Genomic DNA, 1,524 nt, shown 5'->3' with positions numbered 1-1,524 from the left:
GTCTATGACCGCTTCCGGCCCGCCTTGCCGATTGGCCAGCACGATGGCCGATGTGGCCGGCCGCCGCTCCCCGTCATACCGTGTTAGCGCGGCTTCGACGGTCGGTCCTGCGGCCAGATGCATCGCAAGGCAACCAGCGTCGAGTATTGCCTGGCTGGCTCCGTTCGACCCCACCGGGTACATGGGATGCGCCGCATCGCCGAGCAGCGTCACCCGCCCGAACGACCATCGTGGCAGCGGGTCGCGGTCGCAGTTCGGATATTCGTAGAAGCCATCCGTTGCCTGGATGATCGAGGCGGGGTCGACAAAATCAAGCTGAAACCGGTCACGCACGAAGGGCAGCACATCGTCGATCACGCCCGGGCGGCTCCAGTCGCCGGGACGCAGCGGTGATGTGCCGCTATCGCCGGTATTGGCCATCACCGCCCAGTTCGTCAGCCTGGTCTCTTCGCGATCCGGCTCGATCGGATAATAGACGAACTTGGCGAAATTGCCGCCGGCAACCGCCATGGTGCGCCCGTCGCGCCAGACCGGCCACGGCGTGGCGCCGCGCCACAGCATCGTGCCGTTCCAGATCGGCGGCCCTTCTTCGGGATAGAGCACGGCCCTGACGGCGGAATGAATCCCGTCGGCGCCTATGAGCAGGTCGCCATGGGCCTCGCCGCGCGAGCCGTCATGCCGGCGGAAATGCGCCACGACCTCGCCCTCGTTCTGCTCGAAGGCATCGACACGGCTTGCCGTGCTGATGACGTCGCCGCCAAGCCTGTTCACCACGGCCCGGTGAATCAGCCCCAGCAGCCTGCCGCGATGAATGCTGATTTGCGGAACCTCATAGCCGGCATCGATGCCCCGCAATTCCTGCCATACGATCTGGCCGAAGCGGTTGGTGTAGACAAGCTCGCGTGTCCTCACCCCCTCCGCGTCGAGCGCCGGCATCAGCCCAAGCCCGGCCAGCGCCTTGACAGCGTGAGGCAGCATGTTGATGCCGACGCCAAGTTCGCGGATGTCGTCGGCCCGCTCGAAAAGTTCGACCTCGATGCCTGCCTCATGCAGGAACAGAGCAGTGGTGAGGCCGCCGATACCGGCCCCGGCGATCAATGCTTTCATCAGTCACTCCCTTGCCGTGAAAAGTCCCCCCGAGCCGGCCAGATGCCCGTCGACTTCGCGACGTCACGGCGATGCGCGTGGCCGGGGATATTCGAGTTGCATGGCGACGAGGTCTGCCGTGCGGGCACCATGGCGGGCAGCGATGGCGCGCAGCGTTTCGTCCAGGACTTTTGCCGGTCTCCAGATGGCTTGACGACGAGGCTACCGGCGTTAGGTTTCGTCCGAAATGACATAAATCGGGCGAATACTGCCATGCGCAGGCACGTTGCCGTCGTCGTTCACCCCGGTTTCCAGCTTCTGGATGCGGCCGGGCCGACAACCGTCTTCGAGATTGCGGAGCGCTGCCGCCCGGACAGCTATGAGTTGGTTTTGCTGTCGCCCGGCGGCGGCGACGTTGAAAGCTCCTCTGGCCTGAAG

At 65.0% G+C, this 1,524-nt stretch carries 2 protein-coding genes and 1 pseudogene; all 3 read right to left on the bottom strand.

Annotation, left to right across the window (positions count from 1 at the left end):
• Window positions 1-1,107 (bottom strand): flavin-dependent oxidoreductase (locus EN969_RS30590; RefSeq protein ID WP_164758643.1); only part of this gene is annotated, 1,107 nt, incomplete at its 3' end.
• 63 nt (window positions 1,108-1,170) lie between these two features.
• Window positions 1,171-1,287, bottom strand: a pseudogene (locus EN969_RS36365) (transcriptional regulator); the annotation flags it as partial.
• A gap of 30 nt (window positions 1,288-1,317) precedes the next feature.
• Window positions 1,318-1,524 (bottom strand): hypothetical protein (locus EN969_RS35640; RefSeq protein ID WP_206525276.1); only part of this gene is annotated, 207 nt, incomplete at its 5' end.

The organism is Mesorhizobium sp. M7A.F.Ca.CA.003.01.2.1 (genome assembly GCF_003998945.1).
GTDB lineage: Bacteria > Pseudomonadota > Alphaproteobacteria > Rhizobiales > Rhizobiaceae > Mesorhizobium > Mesorhizobium ciceri.
Note: the sequence above shows the minus strand (reverse complement) of the source record. Positions and strands in the feature narration are given on the sequence as shown.